This is a genomic window from Citrobacter sp. RHBSTW-00881, from assembly GCF_013728515.1.
GTDB classification, from domain to species: domain Bacteria; phylum Pseudomonadota; class Gammaproteobacteria; order Enterobacterales; family Enterobacteriaceae; genus Citrobacter; species Citrobacter braakii.
Genome location: NZ_CP056270.1, coordinates 162,843 through 185,879, shown reverse-complemented (window position 1 = coordinate 185,879; position 23,037 = coordinate 162,843). Strand labels below are relative to the sequence as shown.

Genomic DNA, 23,037 nt, shown 5'->3' with positions numbered 1-23,037 from the left:
CTGATTTAACGTTTAGTATTTCTTATTAAGTTTTTAACCACGGTCTTGCGGGCGCGAAACCGCTAGAGCGCTTACTTAGCGAAATGATGTACGCTTGGAAGCAATTGATTTAGCGTGGATTAAAGGTTAACTTCTTCTGAGTAAAATTCATAAAAGAAGGCAATAGTGACCTGCTCCCCGTTGATTAGTACACCCCGATGTTAGTAATGTCTTCATAAGCCACATGAGGACATCCCCATGAAGAAGCGTTTTTCCGACGAACAGATCATCAGTATTCTCCGCGAAGCCGAAGCCGAAGCTGGGGTACCCGCCCGTGAACTCTGCCGCAAGCATGCCATTTCCGATGCCACGTTTTACACCTGGCGTAAGAAGTATGGCGGTATGGAGGTGCCTGAAGTTAAGCGCCTGAAGTCGCTTGAGGAAGAGAACGCCAGACTCAAGAAGCTGCTTGCCGAAGCCATGCTGGATAAAGAGGCGCTTCAGGTGGCTCTTGGGCGAAAGTACTGACGACAGACCAGAAGCGGGAAGCCGTGATGTTGATGTGTGATGCGACCGGTCTGTCGCAACGTCGTGCCTGCAGGCTTACAGGTTTATCCCTGTCGACCTGCCGCTATGAGGCTCACCGTCCGGCTGCTGATGCGCATTTATCAGGGCGCATCACTGAGCTGGCACTGGAGCGCAGGCGTTTTGGCTACCGTCGTATTTGGCAGTTGCTGCGCCGTGAAGGGCTTCATGTTAATCATAAGCGCGTGTACCGGCTTTATCACCTCAGTGGCCTGAGCGTAAAACGCAGAAGACGTCGTAAAGGGCTGGCAACAGAACGTCTGCCGCTGCTCCGTCCGGCGGCGCCCAATCTGACCTGGTCGATGGATTTCGTCATGGACGCACTTTCCACCGGTCGCAGGATCAAGTGTCTTACCTGCGTCGATGATTTCACAAAGGAATGCCTGACGGTCACTGTTGCCTTTGGGATTTCAGGCGTTCAGGTCACGCGTATTCTGGACAGCATTGCACTGTTTCGAGGCTATCCGGCGACGATAAGAACTGACCAGGGGCCGGAGTTCACTTGCCGTGCACTGGATCAATGGGCCTTTGAGCATGGTGTTGAGTTGCGCTTAATCCAGCCGGGCAAGCCAACGCAGAACGGATTTATTGAGAGCTTTAACGGACGATTTCGCGATGAATGTTTGAATGAGCACTGGTTCAGCGATATCGTTCATGCCAGGAAAATTATTAATGACTGGCGGCAGGATTATAACGAATGCCGCCCGCACTCCACGCTGAATTATCAGACACCGTCTGAATTTGCAGCGGGCTGGAGAAAGGGTCATTCTGAGAATGAAGATTCCGACGTTACTAACTGAGTGTTGTATCTAATCGTGGGGGCAGGTCACTTGGTCGGTGCCATGACGCGACTATTTTCAGGTGATTGCTGATACAACTCACAACAGGCTTGAGCAATGTCGCTCTTTGCCGTTTCGTGGAAGTGAATAGCCCCCGTACTTAGTTTTTCAGGCACGATACCTTGATTAATGAGCTTGGAGTATTCAGGAAGGCACTGTTGCAAAGTTAGCGATGAGGCAGCCTTTTGTCTTATTCAAAGGCCTTACATTTCAAAAACTCTGCTTACCAGGCGCATTTCGCCCAGGGGATCACCATAATAAAATGCTGAGGCCTGGCCTTTGCGTAGTGCACGCATCACCTCAATACCTTTGATGGTGGCGTAAGCCGTCTTCATGGATTTAAATCCCAGCGTGGCGCCGATTATCCGTTTCAGTTTGCCATGATCGCATTCAATCACGTTGTTCCGGTACTTAATCTGTCGGTGTTCAACGTCAGACGGGCACCGGCCTTCGCGTTTGAGCAGAGCAAGCGCGCGACCATAGGCGGGCGCTTTATCCGTGTTGATGAATCGCGGGATCTGCCACTTCTTCACGTTGTTGAGGATTTTACCCAGAAACCGGTATGCAGCTTTGCTGTTACGACGGGAGGAGAGATAAAAATCGACAGTGCGGCCCCGGCTGTCGACGGCCCGGTACAGATACGCCCAGCGGCCATTGACCTTCACGTAGGTTTCATCCATGTGCCACGGGCAAAGATCGGAAGGGTTACGCCAGTACCAGCGCAGCCGTTTTTCCATTTCAGGCGCATAACGCTGAACCCAGCGGTAAATCGTGGAGTGATCGACATTCACTCCGCGTTCAGCCAGCATCTCCTGCAGCTCACGGTAACTGATGCCGTATTTGCAGTACCAGCGTACGGCCCACAGAATGATGTCACGCTGAAAATGCCGGCCTTTGAATGGGTTCATGTGCAGCTCCATCAGCAAAAGGGGATGATAAGTTTATCACCACCGACTATTTGCAACAGTGCCCGAAAGCCTGCTGGCGTTGCCGGACACCAAGGATGAGTTGATCCGTCACTACACGTTCAGCGAAAGCGACCTCTCCATCATCCGGCAGCGGCGCGGCCCGGCCAATCGGCTGGGCTTCGCGGTGCAGCTCTGCTACCTGCGCTTTCCCGGCGTCATCCTTGGCGCTGATGAGCCACCGTTCCCGCCATTGCTGAGACTGGTCGCCAACCAGCTCAAGGTCGGCATCGAAAGCTGGGACGAGTACGGGCAGCGTGAGCAGACCCGACGCGAGCACCTGGTCGAGCTGCAAACGGTGTTCGGCTTCCAGCCGTTCACGATTGGCCACTACCGGCAGGCTGTCCAGTTGCTGACCGAGCTGGCCATGCAAACCGACAAGGGCATCGTGCTGGCCAGAGCCTTGATCGAGCACCTGCGGCGGCAGTCGGTCATTGTGCCCGCCCTCAACGCCGTCGAGCGGGCGAGCGCCGAAGCGATTACCCGCGCCAACCGGCGTCTCTACGACGCCTTGGCTGAGCCGCTGACGGACGTGCATCGCCGTCGCCTCGACGATCTGCTCAAGCGCCGCGACAACGGCAAGACGACGTGGCTGGCCTGGCTGCGGCAATCCCCGGTCAAACCGAACTCGCGGCACATGCTGGAACACATCGAACGCCTCAAGGCGTGGCAGGCGCTCGACCTGCCCTCCGGCATCGAGCGGCTGGTTCACCAGAACCGGCTGCTCAAGATCGCCCGCGAGGGCGGCCAGATGACGCCCGCCGACCTGGCGAAGTTCGAGCCGCAGCGGCGTTACGCGACCCTGGTGGCGCTCGCCATCGAGGGCATGGCCACCGTCACCGACGAAATCATCGACCTGCATGACCGCATCCTGGGCAAGCTGTTCAATGCCGCCAAGAACAAGCATCAGCAGCAGTTCCAGGCATCCGGCAAGGCGATCAATGCCAAGGTGCGGCTGTTCGGGCGCATCGGCCAGGCGCTGATCGAGGCCAAGCAAGCGGGCCGCGATCCGTTCGCCGCCATCGAGGCCGTCATGTCCTGGGATGCTTTCGCCGAGAGCGTCACCGAAGCGCAGCGGCTCGCGCAACCCGAGGACTTCGATTTCCTGCACCGCATCGGCGAGAGCTACGCCACGCTGCGCCGCTACGCGCCGGAATTTCTCGACGTGCTCAAGTTGCGGGCCGCGCCCGCCGCCAAGGACGTACTCGACGCCATCGAGGTGCTGCGCAGCATGAACAGCGACAACGCCCGCAAGGTGCCCACCGACGCGCCGACCGAGTTCATCAAGCCGCGCTGGCAGAAGCTGGTGATGACCGACACCGGCATCGACCGGCGCTACTACGAACTGTGCGCGCTGTCGGAGCTGAAGAACGCGCTGCGCTCCGGCGACATCTGGGTGCAAGGCTCGCGCCAGTTCAAGGACTTCGAGGACTACCTGGTGCCGCCCGCGAAATTCGCCAGCCTCAAGCAGGCCAGCGAATTGCCGCTGGCCGTGGCCACCGATTGCGACCAGTACCTGCATGACCGGCTGACGCTGCTGGAAACGCAGCTCGCCACCGTCAACCGCATGGCGCTGGCCAACGAGCTGCCGGACGCCATCATCACGGAGTCGGGCCTGAAGATCACGCCGCTCGATGCGGCGGTGCCCGATACCGCACAGGCCCTGATCGACCAGACGGCGATGATCCTACCGCACGTCAAGATCACCGAATTGCTGCTGGAGGTAGACGAATGGACGGGCTTCACCCGGCACTTCGCCCACCTGAAGTCAGGCGACCTGGCCAAGGACAAAAACCTGTTGCTGACCACGATCCTCGCCGACGCGATCAACCTGGGCCTGACCAAGATGGCGGAATCGTGCCCCGGCACGACCTACGCCAAGCTGGCCTGGCTGCAAGCCTGGCACATCCGCGACGAAACCTACGGGGCGGCACTGGCCGAGCTGGTCAACGCGCAGTTCCGACATCCCTTCGCCGGGCATTGGGGCGACGGCACCACGTCATCGTCGGACGGCCAGAACTTCCGCACCGGCAGCAAGGCCGAGAGCACCGGCCACATCAATCCGAAATACGGCAGCAGCCCAGGGCGGACGTTCTACACCCATATCTCCGACCAGTACGCGCCGTTCCACACCAAGGTCGTGAACGTCGGCGTGCGCGACTCGACCTACGTGCTCGACGGCCTGCTGTATCACGAATCCGACCTGCGGATCGAGGAGCACTACACCGACACGGCAGGGTTCACGGACCACGTCTTCGCGTTGATGCACCTGCTGGGCTTCCGCTTCGCCCCGCGCATTCGTGACCTGGGCGACACCAAGCTCTACATCCCGAAGGGCGATGCCACCTACGAGGCGTTGAAACCGATGATCGGCGGCACGCTCAACATCAAGCACGTCCGCGCCCATTGGGATGAAATCCTGCGGATGGCCACCTCGATCAAGCAGGGCACGGCGACGGCCTCGCTGATGCTCAGGAAGCTTGGCAGCTACCCGCGCCAGAACGGCCTGGCCGTCGCCCTGCGTGAGCTGGGACGCATCGAGCGCACACTGTTCATCCTGGACTGGCTGCAAAGCGTCGAGCTGCGCCGCCGCGTGCATGCCGGGCTGAACAAAGGCGAGGCGCGCAACGCGCTGGCCCGCGCCGTGTTCTTCAACCGCCTGGGGGAAATCCGCGACCGCAGCTTCGAGCAGCAGCGCTACCGGGCCAGCGGCCTCAACCTGGTGACGGCGGCCATCGTGCTATGGAACACGGTCTATCTGGAGCGGGCCGCGAACGCCTTGCGTGGCCACGGTCAAGCCGTCGATGACGGCCTGTTGCAGTACCTGTCGCCGCTCGGCTGGGAGCACATCAACCTGACCGGCGATTACCTCTGGCGCAGCAGCGCCAAGATCGGCGCGGGCAAGTTCAGGCCGCTACGGCCGCTGCAACCGGCTTAGCGTGCTTTATTTAATGAGATGGTCACTCCCTCCTTCCCAGTACTATGCTGAGGACAGGCTTTCATTCGGAGAACCATCATGGAAAACATTGCGCTTATTGGTATCGATCTGGGTAAGAACTCTTTCCATATTCATTGTCAGGATCATCGTGGGAAGGCCGTTTACCGTAAAAAATTCACCCGACCAAAGCTAATCGAATTTCTGGCGACATGCCCAGCAACAACCATCGCGATGGAAGCCTGTGGCGGTTCTCACTTTATGGCACGCAAGCTGGCAGAGTTAGGGCATTTTCCAAAGCTGATATCACCGCAATTTGTCCGCCCATTCGTTAAAAGCAACAAAAATGACTTCGTTGATGCTGAAGCTATCTGTGAAGCAGCATCACGTCCATCTATGCGTTTCGTGCAGCCCAGAACCGAATCTCAGCAGGCAATGCGAGCTCTGCATCGTGTCCGTGAATCCCTGGTTCAGGATAAGGTGAAAACAACTAATCAGATGCATGCTTTTCTGCTGGAATTTGGTATCAGCGTTCCGCGAGGTGCTGCCGTTATTAGTCGACTGAGTACCCTTCTTGAGGACAGTAGTTTGCCTCTTTATCTCAGCCAGTTACTGCTGAAATTACAACAGCATTATCACTATCTTGTTGAGCAGATTAAAGATCTGGAATCTCAGTTGAAACGAAAGTTGGACGAAGATGAGGTTGGACAGCGCTTGCTGAGTATTCCCTGCGTTGGAACGCTGACTGCCAGTACTATTTCAACTGAGATTGGCGACGGGAAGCAGTACGCCAGCAGCCGTGACTTTGCGGCGGCAACAGGGCTGGTACCCCGACAGTACAGCACGGGAGGTCGGACGACATTGTTAGGGATTAGCAAGCGGGGCAACAAAAAGATCCGAACTTTGTTGGTTCAGTGTGCCAGGGTATTCATACAAAAACTGGAACACCAGTCTGGCAAGTTGGCCGACTGGGTCAGGGAGTTGTTGTGTCGGAAAAGCAACTTTGTCGTCACCTGTGCTCTGGCAAACAAGCTGGCCAGAATAGCCTGGGCACTGACGGCGCGACAGCAAACTTACGAAGCATAAAGGCAGAAATACACCAGTTTAAACAATCATTCATCTGGTTTTGCGAATACTGATATTGATGATACAAACGGCCCACCGGCCTGTTGAGGAACCTGTAAAACGGAAAGGCTCGCTGAAGCCGTATATTTTCTGGAGGTTCATCAGGCGCGGAACTCATCGAGGCGCGGGAATAAAATCCCATTCAGACGCCGGATAGATTCAAGCAAGCCAACTTATCGTCAAAATCGGTGTTGCAAAAACGGGAGTGACCATAGATTCCGTTTTCTGAGACGACCCCATGCAGGCCTCGCAGGAATTCGCAGGCCACGCTGTACAGCCGGTCGCGCCAGCCCGCGTTCGAGCCATGCCTGCACGTTCGAATAGCTGCTTAGGCCGAGGATGTCGCCCGCTGCGTAGAATTCGACCAGCGCATTCACCCAGCCAAACGTCGCAATGTCCGCGATCGAGTAATCATCGACAATCCATTCGCGGCCCTCCAGCCGGTGATCCAGGACCCCGAGAAGACGCCTGGATTCATCAACAAAGCGCTGCCGAGGTCGCTTGTCCTCATAGTCCTTGCCGGCAAATCGCAGGAAAAAGCCTAGCTGTCCGAAGGTCGGCCCAACGCCCGACACCTGAAAGAACACCCAGGCCAGAGTCTCGTACCGCTGGGCGGGTGTTGTTGAGATGAGCTGCCCCGTCTTGTCGGCCAGATAGATGAGGATCGCACCGGTTTCCCATATGCCAATGGGCTGGCCGTCAGGGCCAGCCGGATCGATGATCGCGGGTATGCGGCCGTTGGGATTCAACGACACGAACGCTGGATCCTTCGACTCGTTGTTCGAGATGTCGACGAAGTGGGGCTCATACGGCAGGCCAGTCTCCTCCAGCATCATCGAGACCTTGACGCCGTTGGGCGTGGGGGCCGCGTATAGTTGCAAGCGATCCGGATAAGATGCTGGCCAGCGCTGCGTGATGGGAAAGGAGGAGAGGTCTGTCATATCTGGATCCTGGCACTGCGACGGCGGCTGAATGGAATGATCTGCTTCAAGGCCGGGTTCGACGACCGCGTCGATTGACGCGGTCGTCGGAGGTTGCGAACCGGATCGGCGCGGCACTAACGGCAGCGAAGCCTGTTCCGCTGCAGCCCCGGCCGCAGGGCTCACATCGCCGGCCTCATGCCGCTTTGGAAGAACCCAGTCGGGACGGACGAAGTGGCAGGTGTAGCCGCCCGGCCGCTTCTCCAGATAATCCTGGTGATCGGGCTCGGCCTCCCAGAACTCGCCGACCGGCTGGACCTCGGTCACCACTTTGCCATCCCACAGCCCCGAGGCATCCACATCGGCGATCGTATCCTCGGCGACGCGCTTCTGCTCCTCGTCGACATAATAGATGCCCGACCGGTAGGAGAGCCCACGATCATTGCCCTGGCGGTTCAGCGTCGTCGGATCGTGGATCTGGAAGAAGAATTCCAGGATGTGCCGGTAGCTCGTCACTGTCGGGTCGAAGACAATCTCGATCCCCTCGGCATGCGTGCCGTGATTACGATACGTGGCGTTCGGAATATCGCCGCCCGTGTAACCCACACGGGTCGAGATGATGCCGGGCCGCTTGCGGATCAGATCCTGCATGCCCCAGAAACATCCTCCTGCGAGAACAGCGCGCTGATGCATGTTAAGCCTCCTCTACTTGATCGAGATATTCACCGTATCCCTCGGACTCCATCTCGTCGCGCGGGATGAAGCGAAGGGACGCAGAGTTGATGCAGTAGCGCAGACCGCCGCGGTCGGAAGGACCGTCCGGGAAAACGTGGCCCAGATGGCTGTCGGCGTGTACCGACCTGACCTCCGTCCGGACCATGCCGTGTGCACTGTCCCGCACCTCGTTCACGTTTGCCGGAACGATCGGCTTGGTGAAGCTGGGCCAGCCAGTACCCGAATCGAACTTGTCCGTTGAAGCGAACAGCGGCTCTCCCGACACTATGTCGACGTAGATGCCAGGCTCCTTGTTGTCGTTGTGCTCACCCGTGAAGGGCCTTTCGGTCCCCGAATCCTGGGTAATCCGGCGTTGCTCGGGGGTCAGGCGGTCAACTGCTGCCTGTGACTTCTCAAACTTCATGATAGTCTCCAATAATTAATCTAAATAGATGCGCGGAATAGTAGATCACTGAAAGGGAACTCAGCCCGGATTGTGCGATCTGATCAATCGCCAAACCAACCAAAACCACCAACCGGACTGAGCGATGCCGATCATAGCACCAATACCCCGTGGCGAACGACGCCTGATGCAGAAAGCTATTCATAAAACGCGCGATAAAAATCATGCCCGCAGACTCACGGCCATGCTGATGCTTCATCGGGGTGAACGGGTCAGCGATGTTGCCAGAACTCTCTGTTGTGCTCGTTCATCCGTTGGTCGCTGGATTAACTGGTTTACGCACTCAGGTATTGAAGGCCTGAAATCCTTACCCGCAGGGCGCTCCCGACGCTGGCCTTTTGAACATATCTGCACCCTGTTACGTGAGCTGATAAAGCATTCTCCCGGCGATTTTGGTTATCAACGTTCACGCTGGAGCACCGAATTACTGGCATTAAAAATCAATGAGATAACCGGTTGCCAGTTACATGCAGGAACCGTTCGCCGCTGGTTGCCATCTGCGGGGCTTGTATGGCGCAGGGCCGCGCCAACTCTGCGTATCCGTGACCCACATAAAGATGAAAAGATGGCGGTAATCCACAAAGCGCTGGATGAATGCAGCGCAGAGCATCCGGTATTTTATGAAGATGAAGTGGATATCCACCTTAATCCTAAAATCGGTGCGGACTGGCAGTTGCGCGGACAGCAGAAACGGGTAGTGACGCCGGGGCAGAACGAAAAATACTATCTGGCCGGCGCACTGCACAGTGGCACGGGTAAAGTCAGCTACGTGGGCGGCAACAGCAAAAGTTCAGCGCTGTTTATCGCTCTGCTGAAGCACCTGAAAGCCACTTACCGGCGGGCGAAAACAATCACGCTGATCGTTGATAACTACATTATCCATAAAAGCCGCGAAACACAGCGCTGGTTGAAAGCAAATCCCAAGTTCAGGGTAATTTACCAGCCGGTTTACTCGCCGTGGGTGAATCATGTGGAACGGCTATGGCAGGCACTTCATGACACGATAACCCGTAATCATCAGTGCCGCTCAATGTGGCAGTTACTGAAAAAGGTCCGCCATTTTATGGAAACCGCCAGCCCATTCCCCGGAGGAAAACATGGTCAGGCAAAAGTGTAGCGGTATTAGGCGCAGCTATTTAGAGAGCTCGACACACTGTCATTTATCTTTGCAGTCATTGCGCCGACTATCGCAGTGCGCCCCAGATTTATCCAATACGCTGCGCGTATAGTTTCCATAGCGCCGAAGCTCTTCACGTCGTGATTCAGTTCCACTCATACCGGGCTGCCAGCTGCGCGATGTTCCGTATCTCGACCGTTGCCGTGGAGCCGGATACTGTCGCGATCACGACTTCGCGCTCCAAGACAAATCCGTCGATCGGCCGAGTGACGAGGCCTTGCACGGTCGGCGATCGTTCCGGAAGAATGCATATGGCGTGGCCGTCAGCGACGACCCGTTGCACCCAGTCCTCGCGATCTGATCGAAAGCGAGGTCGCATGAGCAAGTCCCGTCGCGCGAAGTGATCGAGGATCCGATCGCGAAACTCGCATTTCAGGCGATCGACGAAAGGAAACTCGAGCAGGTCTTCGCCGCGCACGATCTCGTTGGCAGCCAAGGGATGGTTTGCAGAACAGCCGAGCACGAAGCGCTCCCGAAATAGAGGATGCACATCCAGCTTGCGTTCCGGTCTTGTTTCACGCGGCATGATGCACGCGTGGTATTTTCCTGAAAGCACCTCCGATGTGTCCTCGTTCGACTGGAGCGAGTGCAGCTTGATTTCGATGGATGGCATCTCCGCCAATGCGCTCTCGAAGAATGCCGTAAATTCCTTTGGTCCGACGGTGGGCGCGACGGCGACATCCAGCACGCGGTGCCCCCCCATCGCCCAGTGCTCCGAGTGATTGCGAACGCTCTTCATCGCGACCACCATGCGCCGGAATTCTGCCTCGACGTCATGGCCAAGGCCAGTCAGGCGGCTGTTCTTCCCGTCGCGATAGATCAGCGGCCCGCCAAGCTCATCTTCCAAGCGGCGGATCGCGCGGGTCAGACTTGGCTGTGACACACCGCTCAAGCGAGCGGCCGCTGTGAAATTCAGCGTCTCGGCCAAGTTGATGAAATAGCTGACTTGATTGAGTTCCATAGTCCTTTGGCCCACGCGCCTGACTGATACCTCTTCCGTGAGACCGCCTTTGGAAAGCAGGTCGCAGAAGTATGCTTGGCGCATATAATCATGGTATAGGGGCTTGTCTATATGCGCCAGACATATAAATGATAGCCTGAGATGACGATTACCGGTTGGCGGTGCGCTCCGCTCAGCTCCGTCGAAGGTTCTGAGAGCGCAACCGCCAAGCCGCGTGCTGGAGGTTTGATGGACATGGCAGGAAGATCATTTACGTTTGTCAGTGGGGCTGGCTCTCCGCTGTCCGGGCACCTCGAACCGCCGGAAGGGACGCCGCGGGGCTGGGCGATCTTCGCCCACTGCTTCACGTGCGGGAAAGACAGTCGCGCCGCTGTTCACATCTCGCGCGCGCTGTCGCGTGCGGGCATCGGGGTCTTGAGGTTCGATTTCGCCGGGACCGGGATCGGCGGTGGGACGGGAGAACCTGTGAACTTCGCGTCGGACGTCGAGGACCTTCGGGCCGCCGCAAATGCGATGGCGGCGGCGGGCATGTCACCGTCCCTCCTCGTCGGGCACAGCCTGGGTGGCACCGCTGCGATCGTAGCCGCCGCCGACATGCCTGATATTGCGGCGGTAGCGACGATTGGTGCGCCGGCCGACCTTCAGCATATCTTGCGCCTCTTCGGACCGAATGATCTGGACACCATCGCGAGCGAGGGCGAGGCCTCGGTGGAGATTGCCGGTAGGCCCTTCCTCATTCGCCGAGGGTTCCTTGAGGCGGTTGAGGGGATCGACGTCGAGAAGGCCATTGCCTCCCTGCGACGGCCGGTGCTGGTCATGCACTCTCCGCTGGATCAGGTGGTCGGCATCGACCACGCGTCGCGCATCTTCGTCGCGTCCAGGCACCCTAAAAGCTTCATCTCGCTCGACAACGCGGATCACCTTCTCACCGACGTCGCGGACGCGAACTACGCCGCGGCCATGGTGGCGGTTTGGGCGAGCCGCTTTCTCCCACCACTCAGCGCGGATCTTCCGCAGGTCGAGGTTGCGGAGGGCGTCGTCTCCACCGAAACTCTTGCAGGGACGTTCCAGCTCAAGGTCCGCAGCGGCGAGCACACTCTGTTCGCCGACGAGCCAGCATCGGTCGGTGGCCTCGGGACCGGACTATCTCCCTACGAACTCGTATCTGCCGGCCTCGCAGCCTGCACGGTGATGACGATGCGTCTCTATGCGAACCGCAAGGGCTTTCCGCTCGAACGGGCGAGCACGACCGTGCAGCACGAGAAGGTGCCGGACATGATGCCACCCGACCGGTTCACCCGCACCATTGTCCTCGATGGGCCGCTGAGTGATGATCAGCGCGCTCGGATCCTCGCGATCGCTGATCGGTGTCCCGTCGATCTGAGTCTCATCCGGGGTTCGGACGTGCAGACCGAGCTCTTGAGCGCCAGTCAGGCTGCGGATCCCGCGAGGCTGGCTTGACCGTGGCGCACACGGAGGAGGGCGAACGGACTGTGAGCCAATCGCCTACCGGCAATAGGGCGGCCGCGACAGAGCGAGCAATTCTCGCAGGCGGCTGCTTCTGGGGCATGGAGGATTTGCTGCGCCGAGCCAGGGGAGTCATTTCGACGCGTGTCGGTTACACAGGCGGAGAAATGCCTGATCCGACCTACGCGAGACATTACGGCCATGCGGAAGCAGTGGAAGTGACCTTCGACCCTTCCGTTCTCGCCTATCGCTCGCTCTTGGAACTCTTCTTCCAGATACATGACCCCACGACCTACGAGCAACAAGGCAGCGATGTCGGTCCGAGCTATCGATCGGCGATTTTCTACACCACCGAAGTGCAGAAGGAAGTCGCCCTCACAACCATCGCGGAAATCGAGGCATCAGGAAGCTGGCCAGGCCCGGTCGTGTCGGAGATCAACCCAGAAGAACCCTTTTGGGAGGCGGAGCCAGAGCACCAAGAATACCTGGTGCGCTATCCTGGGGGCTATAGCTGCCACTTCGTGCGCCCGACCTGGCGGTTGGACCGCTCAGACGAACGCCCAGCTGTAATACTTGACAGAAAGAGTTGATGATGACCGAAACCGTGACTAATCAGGCCGCCTGGCAGAAAGCGCCGGGGCAGCCACTGAGGATCGGTGTCACCGCTCTGCCGCATCTGGCGGCGAACGAGATATTGATCCGCAACGCGGCCATCGCGATCAACCCACTCGACTGGATTCTGCAGGACGTCGCGCTTTTGCCATGGCTCGACTATCCCGCGATTCTCGGCAGCGACGTCTCCGGTGAGGTCGCGGCGGTCGGTGGCGCGGTCGAGCGGTTCAAGGTCGGCGATCGAGTCATCGGACAGGCGGTCGGGACAACCGTAAATCAACCTGCGCAGGGTGCGTTCCAGCACCACACGATCGTGCTGGACCACATGGCGGCGCCGATCCCCAACAACATTGCCTTCGCTGATGCGGCAGTCCTCCCGCTTGGCCTTGGCACCGCCGCAAGCGGGCTCTACGGACGGACACAGTTGGCTCTCGCGCCACCGTTACACTCGCCGACCGCGCGTCCAGAGGTCGTTCTGGTCTGGGGTGGATCGTCGAGCGTTGGCTGCAACGCCATCCAGCTCGCGGTGGCGTCGGGCTACAGGTGCGTCGCCACCGCTTCGGCGCGCAACGTCGGCCTGTTGAAGGAGCTGGGTGCAAGCGAGGTTCTTGACCACTCGAGTCCAGCCATCGTGGAAGACGTGATTGAGGCAATGCGCGGGCGCAGTCTCGCTGGAACGCTTCACGCGACCGGTCACATGAAAGACTGTTTTGCCGTAGTTGCGAGATGCGAGGGCTCGCGCCGGGTGGCAGCGACGCTGGCCCCGCCCGACGAGCGTTCATTTGGAGTCGAGGCGACGCACATCTCCGGGACGAGCCTCAAGGATGACGAGGTTGGTCCAATGATCTACCGCGAATTCCTGCCGCAGGCTCTCGCGGCGCGCACGTTCGTCCCCGCCCCTCCGGCGAAGATCGTGGGCCAGGGCCTTGAAATGCTCCAGGCTGCCTTGGAAGCCCTGAAGGCGGGTGTATCCGCAGCGAAAATCGTCGTTACCCTGCCTTGAGTGACCAGCCAGGCGGTTTTTCGCGTTCGCAGTCTGAGGTGGCCCGCACTTTGCCGATTGGGAAGCTCTACCGGGAAAACGCGTTTGGGACGCGCGCTGCGCTCCTGCCGGAGCATGCGTTCCCGAAACCTGTTCCCGACTGCTTTTCCCCGAAACTACCTATCGGACATAGAGAAATGGGAATGCAGCGAGTGGTTTGAACGGCCGCTTCCGAAACCGCGTTCCGATCAATTGAGCGGCTAAAAGTGGGGCGATCACCGACATATTAGAATGAGACCGCCATGCCCGATCGGCCGGCTTGACGCGTAGCCAAAAGAATGCGGCTGATGGTAGGCTCGCTGACATTATGAAGCCCCGCCATCTGAGCAGCGTTGAGCTGCCGCAATTGCGAGTCTCCTACGCGTCGTCGTTCTTCTCGCGGTCCACACCTCGCTCATGCAATTCGGCATCGACGGGGCAGTTCGTGCAGCCCTCGTAGCAGCACAAGCGGCAGATGCGGTATGACTGCTCGAGGTTTTCCAAGCGATTTCGGAGAACGCGTTCAGCGATGTCCGATAAGGTTTTCAGTTCGTCTGGATTAAGGATCGATAGCCCTTCGGCAATCACTTGATCGCGCGAGGCCAGGACCTCGTCGCTCGCGACCTTGCCAGTTGGAGTAAGATAGAGGGATCGCGCGCGCCCGTCTGTCGAATGCTCCCTACGCTCGATCAATCCCTCGCTTACCAATCTATCCACCAGGCGAACAGTTCCAGCATGTGAAAGGCCCACCCCGATCGCAAGCATACGGATCGAGAGCCCGGGCTTGTGCGCGAGCAACGCCAGCGCTGAGGCGGCGGGTCCAGCTTCCGGCGCCCGCGATGAACTAGCGCGAACGATGTCGTCGCTGATCATGAGTGCGAACGCCCCGAAAATGTTTCGATCTCGAGGTCCATCCATTGCCACATCTATATGTGCGCGGAGCATAGACAGCAAGCCATACCGTGGTCCTCTTCCTCCGCGCGGCTTGTGGAAAATGTCCTGTTTTAGAAGGGTTTCGGAGGATTTCGACTGATCGAGCGCGCCGAAAAAAACGGGTCCGGCTCGTTAAGGCCGCGGAACCGTTGATACCTGGCGGCTATAGGGCAAGCCTTTTCGCTCGGAATCGCCGTAGGTCGCGCCCGAGAATCACTCCGCGTCAGCGCTGTCATCCAGGCCGCGCAGGTGCAGATCAGCGAGACCTAGCTTGCCCCCGGCGTCGCACTTCCATCGTGTCACCGCGCGCGATCACGATTGTATCAATCCCATTGAGGAACAGTCCGTGCTCCACGACGTCGGGGATTGCGGCGAAACGGGCGAAGACCGCGTCGCCATGCAGCTGAGCGCCTCCGGGCTCGATATCGCGACGGAGCATCCATGCCCCGCGGAGGTTCTGCAGGATTTGCACGCCCGCCGTCACGAGAGGACCACAGTCACGAGAGCACAAGCGCCCCTCTGTGGCGGACCGAAGCACGCAGCAGCACGAGGGACGCCGCTAGCAGAACTGCGTCCTTCAGTAGAAACTGCCCTGGTGCAGCCGAAATCGCAGGAAAGCCGCCGGCAGTCTGCTCCGCGACACCTGGAGTGGTGATGAAAAAGGTCAGCGTGATCAGATAGGTCGCTGCTGACATTAGTGCGCCTAGCGCAGAGAAGAGTGGACGAAATGCACCAAGGATCAGAACGAGACCGGTCGATAACTCGATAACGCCGATGAAATAGCTTTGCCCCTGCGTCCCGAACATGCCGAGCCAATTCATGATCGGGCTGTGTTCGATAAACGGGGCGATACCATAGGCCTCGTACGCTGTGAACTTCATCGCGCCGAACCACAGAAATACGATCACGAGAGCCCATCTAAGCAGGCCAAGATCCCTCCGACCGTGCTCGGGGACAAGAAATTCATAACGGTCGAAAATGCTCATCTAAAATTCCTCAACAGTGGTCCCGTGGGAACGTCACGAACGTCGTCTACGTGCTTCGGGCAGGCGTTGCAGTATATGCGCGACGCATATACCATATACTAATAAGCGAGATATGTCGAGCGGCTGGCTCGCGCTTCGCTGCCTCACGAAGCCATCCTCATCGGCGATGCCTTTACCCAGCAAACGCGCGACCTTTGCGGGATTTTGACTTGATGGGGCTGGCGCTCCGGGTGGGCCTATAGCCCGTTGGCAAACGTCCAGCCTGTACGGATGGACGCGGCCCTGGACGAGATAACCATGCCCACCGAAATCGTAGCAGCGATCGGCGAAGGCGCGCTCGCTTATCGAGAGAGCGGCATTCTCTCACTGGCAGATGGCAGAGTATTCTCCGCGTGCCGGCAGTATCGCTATCGCTTGAGCGAGGACAGTGTTGTCGTCGAGTTCGCAGACGGACCTCATATCGGGACGCAGTTCCTCAGCTTGAGTTTCTCGCGGACGGATACCGGGTTGGAAGCGAGTGGCGTCTATGCCTGCGGAGACGACACCTACCATGCAACCTACAGGATTCTGGGGCCGGCGGCCTTTGAAGTGGTCATCATGGTCCAAGGGCCTGCAAAGGCATACGAGCTAGTCAGCCGATATTCCCGGTCGGGATAAATGCTCATGTCAGGAGGGCAAGTCCTCTGTTGCCCTTATCATGGCCGTGAAAGGCAGCGCCGGAATAACTTACCACGCGCTGCAAATCCGAAGACGATTGTCGTCGTCATCAGAAGGTAGGCGACTATCCCACCAGGTGAAAGAGTCGGAACCGCTGCGAGGATCAACCCATCATTCCCGCCGGGTATGAGCGCGATGCCGATACCCATCAATGTGCCGCCGACGACAGATCGCAGAATGCCATTGGCTGTCGGCAGTTGGAGACGCAGATTGCCTTGGCGAAAGGAGGCGGTTAGGGCGCCTGCGATCGAAGAGATCACCGCAGTGAGCGCGACCTCGCCGGCCGGGGACATTCTGAGAGGAAGGGCGCGTTGAATCACGTCTGCGAAGGTCCAGGCCGGCGAGAGTGCATATAGAAGTCCGCCAGTGATACCGAGTCCAATCATCGAAGCGCCGAACGACCAACCCGGCTTTGTTCGCAGAACGCTCTTCGTGGAAACGAAAACGAGTGCCAGCACGAGCACAACTAGGAAGGCTAGGAGAGTAACGAGGCCTGTTGCGCTCGGTTTGGAGATTAAGCTTGGCCATGTTGAATCGTAGCCGAACCTGCCATGGTCGGCAGCCAAGATACCAATCGTTAATCCCAAGGGTAGAGCTAGAAGTCGCATCTCCCCATCCCCAAGCCGCGCCAGCGATCCGAGCAGGCATGTGTCATTAATGAGTGCGCCGAGGCCGAAGGCGATGGCGCCGATGAGCAGGAGGAAATTGATGCTGGTCGAGGGTGCGAGTGTTGCGCCCAGTGTTCCCGTCCAGACTATCGGGACCGCAACCAGGCCTGCCGCTGCCGACGCTGCGAGAAATCCGACGAACATTTTCGGCGGCTGTCTTCTGTGTAACTCATGAGCGGCCACCACTAAACAGGTTCCGCCTTGGTTCGCCGCATATCCGAACCCGAAGGCAAGTACGCATAGAAGAAGTTCGAGCGCAAACGATCCCATTATTTCAAGCCTGCCTGATCATATCGTCAGCCTTCTGATGCGACGTTCCAGCGTGGCGAGCGCCCCGGCTTAGCTTTACCACGGGAAGGCGCGATCCTGCTGTAGCCGCACAGATGGCAAAGGCTGACCGAGCCATCTTTGTCGAAGCCGTTTGCCACAAGGAGCCGCTCCGACAGCATGCCTAGAATGTCGAGGTCATTGGGCGACAGGGGCGAAATACATTCGGAGATCACCTGCTCCCGTGCCTTGAGCAAGGCGTCCGTTATCTTCTTCCCCGAATTGGTGAGGTGAATGAAGCGCGCCCGCCTGTCGGTGATTTGTCTTCGTCGTTCCACCAACTGTTCGCGCTCGAGCCTATCGATCAATCGCACCGTCCCGGCATGAGAAAGCCCGATCGAGGTAGCCAAAACGCTGATCGGCAGTCCGGGCTCCATGCTGAGTAACACCATCACGGCGGTCCCCGGGCCGCTTGGTGAAAACGAGGCCGAGACACTGGCGATGCTGTCTGCAACGGCCAACGCGAGTGCACCTAAATGGTACTTGGCGACCTCAGGCTCCATACCGCAAGAATATATGCTTCGCGCATAGACTTCAAGCGTGTGAAAATGTATGACCGCCGCATGCATCTATGACAGATTCGGACATGGTCATGCTCATTGAGGGGCTCAGCTCGGATTCCACATCTGAGATCAACGGACGTGCTCGTTCCCCAGGCGCTAGCGGGGGTGGGCTCGATGAAAGTGGACGTGCATGGGTGCCGCTCACCGGGCGCAGGCGGTTCGCCGATGAGACCGCCGGTATGATCGGACGGGTCTCATGCCCGACCTGACTCTTGATCTCCGATACCTGAAGTACGCCGTTCAGGTCGCCGAGGCCGGCAGCTTCCGCCGAGCGGCGGAGCGCCTATCGATATCGCAATCCACCGTCAGCCGACGTGTGCAGCTGTTTGAGCGCCAACTTGGCTTTTCTCTCTTCAAGCGTACGCGAGCGGGGGCAGGGCTGACTCCAGAAGGTGAGCGCTTCCTTCAACAAGCGGTGGTGGGAGCGCGCTACCTTCGTAACGCCGCAACGGAGATCCGCTCCGCGCGGAAACTCAAGACCGGGCTCGTGAGGTTTGGAATGCTTGAAGCGTTCCCGGCGTGCCCGATCATCAACATTCTCTCGGCATTCAGAAATAGACATCCGACGATCGAGGTAAAGCTTGAGGAAGGCACTTCAGAAGAAAACACTTTGGGGGTGAAGCGCGGATTACTGGACGCAGCAATCAGCCTGAGTGCGAGCAAGAGCCCTCAGTTCCAAGTTCGACGTCTCTGCGAACCAGATCTGTTCGTGGCATTGTCCCCGCTTCACGAGTTGGCAGCACGGCCACAGCTGTCGTGGGAGGACGTTTGTGACGAAGTCTTCCTCGTTCGCTCGGATGGCGCTGGGCGTGAGCTCGCTGGCATACTCCGGCGCATGGTGGGCGCCGGAGACGGAGCGGTTCAACTCTCGATCCAACAAGTCAGCCGAGAAACCCTGCTGACGATGGTCGAACAGGGCTTCGGCTTGACCATCACCAGCGTGATCTACCGGCCGGATATCGCGTTGATCCCGCTCCCATCGGCGCGGGCGCCGACGGCCGCTATAATTTCTTCCAGTGACAACGACAACCCGACTCTGCCGCTGCTGCTGAAGTGTTTCGACACCCCCTCTAGAGCGGGGACCACGGATTAATCGGCGCTCCCCGGCGTCAACGTTCGCCTGGCTTTGGCGAAGCCACGGTCTGTCGCGATGAACCGTTGTAACATCGGGACGATTAACCGAGCTGGGTCAACAGCGGACTGACCTTGCTCTCGGCCCAATAGGTGGGCGTAGTCAACAAGGTCCTGGTGGAGAGCTGCAGGTAGCTCGACCTGTACCTTAAGCGGCTTGTCGTCCGCGATGGGGCCTAGCTTAAGCTTCGACATCATCACCCTCCATATGGCTCCAGTACCAAGTCTCGCGTCACGAGAACGCGCACGGGAAATCCGGGCCGAATAGTGATCGTGGGCGCGACGTTGAGCTGACGCCTCACAATCTGCTGCCCTGCGTCGTTGATGGTGTCCTGCCCACCGTTCCGGATCGCCTGAACGAGCTGATCGTCGTTGTCGACCGCGAGTTCGGCGCCGACGCTCAGCAGTGTCGACAATCCCGCAGCCTTGGCCAGATCCCACCAATGGTAATCGACGCCATCCTGCAGCCCGGCGAACCCTTCAGCGTCAGCACCAGGCTGGCGCTCGAGAACGATCGAGCGCCCGTTCGGGAAGACGAGCCGAGTCCAGACGAGCAGGACTCGGCTCTGGCCGAACTGCACGTTGTTGTCGTACTGCCCGACCACACGAGTGCCTTGCGGCACAAGCAAGATACGGCCGGTTGGGCTGTCGTAGATGTTTTCGGTGACCTGCGCGGTGATCTGGCCGGGTAGATCGGATCGGATGCCGGTGATCAGCGCCGCGGATATCACTGCTCCCGCCTGAAGGACGTTCGGCGATACTGGCGCAGCGACGCGATCGGGCGCAACCGTCCTGCGATCGGCCGCGGCGTTCAGAAACGCGTTCTGCCGGTCCTGCGCCGAGGGCGTGGCGGGCGGCGGAGCGAGGCCAATGCTCGCCAAATCCGGCACCGGCGCGAGCGCTGGGGCAGCTCCCGCAGCAGCGGGTGTGCCCCGGCTTTCCGATCCGGAGAAGAGACGGCTGGTGCGCGCGGTCTCGATTTCCTGAAGGCGGCGCTGCTCTTCCGGGCTGATGCCGGGATTGGGCGTGGCCGTCCCGGGTGTGGGCACCGGCTGTCCGCGATCCTGGGTACTAAGGATCGGCCGGCCGAGGTCACCGGGAAGAGGGGGACCGAGCTGTGGCACGCCACTGTAATCTCGCGGCAGGCCGGCCAGTCCGTCAGCGGTCGAGCGGTTCTCGGTCGAATAGAGTTCGTCGTTCGGCCGACCGGCGTCGCGGGTCTGAAGCGCGTAGATCAGCGCACCTCCGAGCCCGACGCTGGCGACAAGACCGAGGCCGGCGAGAACCTTCCGCGACAACCGGGTGACGCGGGGCGGTTCGGCCCGCAGCCGCATCGGCGCAGGCCCGACCGGCTCGCCGGTCAGGGGCTGCGCATCGTCGTCCGGCACTTCCTCAATCCGGGGCGGGTTCTCGCTCACGAGGTCGGCCTCCCGTCTGTGCGGACGATCCTGACGCGCTTCTGCTCGCGGCCGGAGCCGAAGCGAAGTTCGGCAGCCGCGAACAGACGATCAACGATCATGTGGTGGCCGCGAACGCGATAGTTCACGAGCTCAGAGGTGTTGCCCTCGGGGCCGACGACGAAGAGTGGCGGCATCTCGCCCTGACCGATGCCGCGCGGAAACTCGATAAAGACCTGGCGTCCGTCGTCGAAGGCGCGCAGCGGCCGCCACGGCGCACGGTCGCCCTCGATCGCATAGCGGAAGTTGACGTTCGCGAGATCGACGCCGCTCGCCACCGGCTGGGCCGCCTGCGCCTCGGCGTTCTGACGGCGCAGCGCAATGAGCTGGTCTTGCGGATACTGCCATGAGACCGACGCCATATAGGTGCGCTCTGTCGAGCGCAGCTCCATGTGATAGGTGCGCATGTTGGTGTTGATGACGAGGTTTGTCATCAGGTCGGCGCGGGTGGGCTTTACTAGGATGTGGATCTGGCGCGTTGCCCCCGATCCGCTCTCGGTGTCGCCGATGATCCAGCGCACTGTGTCGCCGGCGGCCACCGGGCCTGCGCCGACAAGCTGCTCCCCGGGTTGGAGCGCGATGTCGGTGATCTGCCCGACGGCGGTATAGACTTGATAAAGCGCCCCTTGAGTCCACGGGTAGACCTGCATCGAGTTAATGAAGCCGTCGCGCACCGGCTGGACTCGTGCCGCCTCGTTTGCCTGGTTGACGCGAGCGGTCGGATTAGAAGGCTCCGGGGCACGCCGCGTCTCCTCCACACGCTGCAATTGGCCAGGCAGCGGCAGCGGCCGGGGCAGCTCGACCACGGTGACCGGCGCGGGTGGATCGACGGTCTGCACCGCCGGAGCCGCATTGTCGTAGGAAATCTCCGGCGGCGGATTGGTGGTCGCGCAGCCCGCGAGCGCGGTCGCCGCTAGCAGAACGACCGGGAATGCGGCTCTACGGAGAGCCGGGAGTACGTGTGTGTGTGAAGCCGGGTTTCCGGCTTTACGGAAATACGGCTTCATTGCCCAAGCTCCCGTGACCAGTTGATGGCGTTGACGTAGATGCCGAGCGGGTTCGCCCTGAGCCGGTCGGCGTTTCGGGGGATCTGCACGACGATCGTCAGGATCGCGGTCCAGCGCGTGGTCTCGGCGAGCTGGCCATTTTCGTATCGGCGCTCGACCCAGGCGACGCGGAAGCTGTCCGGGGACGCGCGGATGACGCTGGAGACGTCGACAGCGACCTGCTGCCGGCCGACCCGTGTAAAGGGGTCGTTGGAGCGGGCGTAGTCATTGAGCGCCATGGCGCCGCGGTCAGTCGTGAAGTCGTAGGCGCGCAGCCAGGGGTCGTCTCAGAAAACGGAATCTATGGTCACTCCCGTTTTTGCAACACCGATTTTGACGACAAGTTGGCTTGCTTGAATCTATCCGGCGTCTGAATGGGATTTTATTCCCGCGCCTTGATGAGTTCCGCGCCTGATGAACCTCCAGAAAATATACGGCTTCAATGAGCCTTTCCGTTTTACAGGTTCCTCAACAGGCCGGTGGGCCGTTAGTATCATCAATATCAGTATTCGCAAAACCAGATCAGTAATTCTTTAAACCGGTGTATTTCTGCCGTTATGCTACATAAGTTTGCTGTCGTGCCGTTAGGGCCCAGGCTATTCTGGCCAGCTTGTTTGCCAGAGCACAAGTGACGACAAAGTTGCTTTTCCGGCACAGTAAATCCCTGACCCAATCGGCCAATTTGCCAGACTGGTGTTCCAGTTTTTGTATGAATACCCTGGCACATTGAACCAACAAAGTTCGGATCTTTTTATTACCTCGCTTACTAATTCCCAGCAATGTCGTCCTACCTCCCGTGCTGTACTGCCGAGGTACAAGCCCTGTTGCCGCCGCAAAGTCACGGCTGCTGGCGTACTGCTTCCCGTCGCCAATCTCAGTTGAAATAGTACTCGCTGTCAGTGTTCCGACGCAGGGAATGCTCAGCAAGCGCTGTCCAACCTCATCTTCGTCCAACTTTCGTTTCAACTGGGATTCCAAATCTTTAATCTGCTCAACAAGATAGTGATAATGCTGTTGTAATTTCAGCAATAACTGGCTGAGGTAAAGAGGCAAACTATTGTCCTCAAGAAGGGTACTCAGTCGGCTAATAACGGCAGCTCCTCGGGGAACGCTAATGCCAAATTCCAGCAGAAAAGCATGCATTTGATTGGTTGTTTTTACCTTATCCTGAACCAGGGATTCACGGACACGATGCAGAGCCCGCATTGCCTGCTGAGATTCCGTTCTGGGCTGCACAAAACGCATAGACGGACGCGATGCAGCTTCACAAATAGCTTCGGCGTCGACAAAGTCGTTTTTATTGCTTTTAACGAACGGGCGGACAAATTGTGGTGATATCAGCTTTGGGGAATGCCCCAACTCTTCCAACTTGCGTGCCATAAAGGGCACTGTTGCAAATAGTCGGTGGTGATAAACTTATCATCCCCTTTTGCTGATGGAGCTGCA

General features: G+C 59.0%; 19 protein-coding genes and 4 pseudogenes. 9 read left to right on the top strand and 14 right to left on the bottom strand.

Going from position 1 to position 23,037, the window contains the following annotated elements; translation table 11 throughout:
- Positions 1 to 237 precede the first annotated feature (237 nt).
- Positions 238 to 1,364, top strand: a protein-coding gene (locus HV311_RS26070; RefSeq protein ID WP_085954994.1) for an IS3-like element ISSen4 family transposase whose coding sequence is annotated in 2 segments (ribosomal slippage) — positions 238 to 502 and positions 502 to 1,364 — 1,128 coding nt in all. Because the reading frame shifts where the segments join, the coding sequence is not laid out codon by codon here.
- Positions 1,365 to 1,606: 242 nt separating this feature from the next.
- Here HV311_RS26070 and HV311_RS26065 read toward each other — a convergent pair.
- Positions 1,607 to 2,311, bottom strand: a complete 705-nt coding sequence (locus HV311_RS26065; protein ID WP_001067855.1) for an IS6-like element IS26 family transposase — start codon at positions 2,309 to 2,311, stop codon at positions 1,607 to 1,609.
- Between the two features lie 58 nt (positions 2,312 to 2,369).
- Here HV311_RS26065 and HV311_RS26060 point away from each other — a divergent pair, with 58 nt between their 5' ends.
- The gene (locus HV311_RS26060; protein WP_191221229.1) at positions 2,370 to 5,306 is read left to right on the top strand and encodes a Tn3-like element ISPa38 family transposase; all 2,937 of its coding nucleotides are present in this window, start codon (positions 2,370 to 2,372) and stop codon (positions 5,304 to 5,306) included.
- 78 nt (positions 5,307 to 5,384) lie between these two features.
- A complete protein-coding gene (locus HV311_RS26055; protein ID WP_000427614.1) occupies positions 5,385 to 6,389 on the top strand; it encodes an IS110-like element IS5075 family transposase in 1,005 nt (334 codons plus the stop codon).
- 278 nt (positions 6,390 to 6,667) lie between these two features.
- Here HV311_RS26055 and HV311_RS26050 read toward each other — a convergent pair.
- From HV311_RS26050 to msrB, 3 genes and pseudogenes are all read right to left on the bottom strand, one after another.
- Positions 6,668 to 7,369, bottom strand: a pseudogene (locus HV311_RS26050) (glutathione S-transferase N-terminal domain-containing protein); the annotation flags it as partial.
- Positions 7,370 to 7,648: 279 nt separating this feature from the next.
- Positions 7,649 to 7,999: pseudogene (msrA, locus tag HV311_RS26045) on the bottom strand (peptide-methionine (S)-S-oxide reductase MsrA); the annotation flags it as partial.
- 43 nt (positions 8,000 to 8,042) lie between these two features.
- Positions 8,043 to 8,486, bottom strand: coding sequence for a peptide-methionine (R)-S-oxide reductase MsrB (gene msrB / locus HV311_RS26040; protein WP_004099035.1), 444 nt, complete (start codon positions 8,484 to 8,486; stop codon positions 8,043 to 8,045).
- A 124-nt stretch (positions 8,487 to 8,610) separates the two neighbouring features.
- Between msrB and HV311_RS26035 the strand changes: the two genes are divergently transcribed.
- Positions 8,611 to 9,642 carry an IS630-like element ISEc33 family transposase gene (locus HV311_RS26035; RefSeq protein WP_032425611.1) on the top strand — a complete coding sequence of 344 codons (1,032 nt, stop codon included), beginning with the start codon at positions 8,611 to 8,613 and terminating at the stop codon, positions 9,640 to 9,642.
- A 145-nt stretch (positions 9,643 to 9,787) separates the two neighbouring features.
- Here the strand turns inward: HV311_RS26035 and HV311_RS26030 are convergent, their stop codons facing one another.
- Positions 9,788 to 10,663, bottom strand: a complete 876-nt coding sequence (locus HV311_RS26030; RefSeq protein ID WP_011191349.1) for a LysR family transcriptional regulator — start codon at positions 10,661 to 10,663, stop codon at positions 9,788 to 9,790.
- Between the two features lie 228 nt (positions 10,664 to 10,891).
- On the opposite strand from HV311_RS26030, the gene HV311_RS26025 reads away from it, so the two are divergent.
- The 3 genes from HV311_RS26025 (at position 10,892) to HV311_RS26015 (ending at position 13,745) form a co-directional block, all read left to right on the top strand.
- On the top strand, positions 10,892 to 12,124 hold the full coding sequence (locus tag HV311_RS26025; RefSeq protein WP_004357650.1) for a bifunctional alpha/beta hydrolase/OsmC family protein: 1,233 nt from the start codon (positions 10,892 to 10,894) through the stop codon (positions 12,122 to 12,124).
- Between the two features lie 107 nt (positions 12,125 to 12,231).
- On the top strand, positions 12,232 to 12,720 hold the full coding sequence (msrA, locus tag HV311_RS26020) for a peptide-methionine (S)-S-oxide reductase MsrA (protein WP_045269765.1): 489 nt from the start codon (positions 12,232 to 12,234) through the stop codon (positions 12,718 to 12,720).
- Positions 12,720 to 13,745, top strand: a complete 1,026-nt coding sequence (locus HV311_RS26015) for a zinc-binding alcohol dehydrogenase family protein (protein ID WP_004357654.1) — start codon at positions 12,720 to 12,722, stop codon at positions 13,743 to 13,745. Before msrA (HV311_RS26020) ends, HV311_RS26015 begins: the two co-directional genes overlap by 1 nt.
- A 396-nt stretch (positions 13,746 to 14,141) precedes the next feature.
- Here HV311_RS26015 and HV311_RS26010 read toward each other — a convergent pair whose 3' ends face one another.
- Together HV311_RS26010 and HV311_RS26000 are read right to left on the bottom strand one after the other, a co-directional pair.
- Positions 14,142 to 14,636, bottom strand: coding sequence for a MarR family winged helix-turn-helix transcriptional regulator (locus tag HV311_RS26010; RefSeq protein WP_004099028.1), 495 nt, complete (start codon positions 14,634 to 14,636; stop codon positions 14,142 to 14,144).
- A 557-nt stretch (positions 14,637 to 15,193) separates the two neighbouring features.
- The gene (locus HV311_RS26000) at positions 15,194 to 15,682 is read right to left on the bottom strand and encodes a YkgB family protein (RefSeq protein WP_004099027.1); all 489 of its coding nucleotides are present in this window, start codon (positions 15,680 to 15,682) and stop codon (positions 15,194 to 15,196) included.
- A 297-nt stretch (positions 15,683 to 15,979) separates the two neighbouring features.
- Between HV311_RS26000 and HV311_RS25995 the strand changes: the two genes are divergently transcribed.
- Positions 15,980 to 16,339, top strand: a complete 360-nt coding sequence (locus tag HV311_RS25995) for a DUF6314 family protein (RefSeq protein WP_166479491.1) — start codon at positions 15,980 to 15,982, stop codon at positions 16,337 to 16,339.
- A gap of 38 nt (positions 16,340 to 16,377) precedes the next feature.
- Here HV311_RS25995 and HV311_RS25990 read toward each other — a convergent pair whose 3' ends face one another.
- Together HV311_RS25990 and HV311_RS25985 are read right to left on the bottom strand one after the other, a co-directional pair.
- Positions 16,378 to 17,337 carry a YeeE/YedE thiosulfate transporter family protein gene (locus HV311_RS25990; protein ID WP_004099025.1) on the bottom strand — a complete coding sequence of 320 codons (960 nt, stop codon included), beginning with the start codon at positions 17,335 to 17,337 and terminating at the stop codon, positions 16,378 to 16,380.
- Positions 17,338 to 17,363: 26 nt separating this feature from the next.
- Positions 17,364 to 17,786: a MarR family winged helix-turn-helix transcriptional regulator gene (locus HV311_RS25985; RefSeq protein ID WP_223296479.1), complete on the bottom strand. Its 423-nt coding sequence runs from the start codon at positions 17,784 to 17,786 to the stop codon at positions 17,364 to 17,366.
- Positions 17,787 to 18,153: 367 nt separating this feature from the next.
- On the opposite strand from HV311_RS25985, the gene HV311_RS25980 reads away from it, so the two are divergent.
- Positions 18,154 to 19,050, top strand: a complete 897-nt coding sequence (locus HV311_RS25980; RefSeq protein ID WP_011191354.1) for a LysR family transcriptional regulator — start codon at positions 18,154 to 18,156, stop codon at positions 19,048 to 19,050.
- Here HV311_RS25980 and HV311_RS25975 read toward each other — a convergent pair.
- The 5 genes and pseudogenes from HV311_RS25975 to HV311_RS25955 form a co-directional block, all read right to left on the bottom strand.
- Positions 19,047 to 19,283, bottom strand: a complete 237-nt coding sequence (locus tag HV311_RS25975) for a DUF2274 domain-containing protein (protein WP_026227538.1) — start codon at positions 19,281 to 19,283, stop codon at positions 19,047 to 19,049. The two genes, HV311_RS25980 and HV311_RS25975, sit on opposite strands and share 4 nt — an antisense overlap.
- Before the next feature lie 2 nt (positions 19,284 to 19,285).
- On the bottom strand, positions 19,286 to 20,506 hold the full coding sequence (locus HV311_RS25970) for a TrbI/VirB10 family protein (protein ID WP_011191355.1): 1,221 nt from the start codon (positions 20,504 to 20,506) through the stop codon (positions 19,286 to 19,288).
- Positions 20,503 to 21,552, bottom strand: a complete 1,050-nt coding sequence (trbG, locus tag HV311_RS25965; RefSeq protein ID WP_011191356.1) for a P-type conjugative transfer protein TrbG — start codon at positions 21,550 to 21,552, stop codon at positions 20,503 to 20,505. Before trbG ends, HV311_RS25970 begins: the two co-directional genes overlap by 4 nt.
- Positions 21,549 to 21,869, bottom strand: a pseudogene (gene trbF, locus HV311_RS25960) (conjugal transfer protein TrbF); the annotation flags it as partial. The gene trbG and the pseudogene trbF, both read right to left, overlap by 4 nt.
- A gap of 277 nt (positions 21,870 to 22,146) precedes the next feature.
- Positions 22,147 to 22,974, bottom strand: a pseudogene (locus HV311_RS25955) (IS110-like element IS4321 family transposase); the annotation flags it as partial.
- Positions 22,975 to 23,037: the final 63 nt, after the last annotated feature.

Coding starts and splice junctions, on each gene's coding strand:
- HV311_RS26010 (WP_004099028.1), bottom strand. CDS start 14,636: ATGATCAGCGACGACATCGTTCGCGCTAGTTCATCGCGGGCGCCGGAA.
- trbG (WP_011191356.1), bottom strand. CDS start 21,552: ATGAAGCCGTATTTCCGTAAAGCCGGAAACCCGGCTTCACACACACAC.
- HV311_RS26000 (WP_004099027.1), bottom strand. CDS start 15,682: ATGAGCATTTTCGACCGTTATGAATTTCTTGTCCCCGAGCACGGTCGG.
- msrB (WP_004099035.1), bottom strand. CDS start 8,486: ATGAAGTTTGAGAAGTCACAGGCAGCAGTTGACCGCCTGACCCCCGAG.
- HV311_RS26055 (WP_000427614.1), top strand. CDS start 5,385: ATGGAAAACATTGCGCTTATTGGTATCGATCTGGGTAAGAACTCTTTC.
- HV311_RS26035 (WP_032425611.1), top strand. CDS start 8,611: ATGCCGATCATAGCACCAATACCCCGTGGCGAACGACGCCTGATGCAG.
- HV311_RS25975 (WP_026227538.1), bottom strand. CDS start 19,283: ATGTCGAAGCTTAAGCTAGGCCCCATCGCGGACGACAAGCCGCTTAAG.
- HV311_RS25995 (WP_166479491.1), top strand. CDS start 15,980: ATGCCCACCGAAATCGTAGCAGCGATCGGCGAAGGCGCGCTCGCTTAT.
- HV311_RS26025 (WP_004357650.1), top strand. CDS start 10,892: ATGGACATGGCAGGAAGATCATTTACGTTTGTCAGTGGGGCTGGCTCT.
- HV311_RS25990 (WP_004099025.1), bottom strand. CDS start 17,337: ATGGGATCGTTTGCGCTCGAACTTCTTCTATGCGTACTTGCCTTCGGG.
- msrA (WP_045269765.1), top strand. CDS start 12,232: ATGGAGGATTTGCTGCGCCGAGCCAGGGGAGTCATTTCGACGCGTGTC.
- HV311_RS25985 (WP_223296479.1), bottom strand. CDS start 17,786: ATGGTGTTACTCAGCATGGAGCCCGGACTGCCGATCAGCGTTTTGGCT.
- HV311_RS26015 (WP_004357654.1), top strand. CDS start 12,720: ATGATGACCGAAACCGTGACTAATCAGGCCGCCTGGCAGAAAGCGCCG.
- HV311_RS26030 (WP_011191349.1), bottom strand. CDS start 10,663: ATGGAACTCAATCAAGTCAGCTATTTCATCAACTTGGCCGAGACGCTG.
- HV311_RS25980 (WP_011191354.1), top strand. CDS start 18,154: ATGCCCGACCTGACTCTTGATCTCCGATACCTGAAGTACGCCGTTCAG.
- HV311_RS26065 (WP_001067855.1), bottom strand. CDS start 2,311: ATGAACCCATTCAAAGGCCGGCATTTTCAGCGTGACATCATTCTGTGG.